At 63.2% G+C, this 234-nt stretch carries 1 protein-coding gene; it reads right to left on the reverse strand.

Annotation, left to right across the window (positions count from 1 at the left end; all coding sequences use genetic code 11):
• The coding region (locus AC0IYH_RS34095; RefSeq protein WP_471838912.1) for an EF-Tu/IF-2/RF-3 family GTPase at positions 1-234 on the reverse strand (234 nt) is incomplete at both ends.

Raw genomic sequence — 234 nt, forward strand, 5'->3', positions numbered from 1 at the left:
TTGCAGGGCGATGCCCATCTTTTCCTGGTCGGCCTTGGTCTTCGGCTCGACGGCCTGCGAGATCACCGATTCCGGGAACACCATGCGCTCGAGCGTCACGATGGCCGACGGATCGCACAGGGTTTCGCCCGTGGTCACTTCCTTCAGGCCCACGCAGGCGGCGATGTCGCCGGCGCGGATTTCGTTGACTTCTTCGCGGTTGTTCGCGTGCATCTGCACGATACGGCCGATACG

The sequence above is a fragment of the Pseudomonas sp. AC463 genome (genome assembly GCF_979253585.1).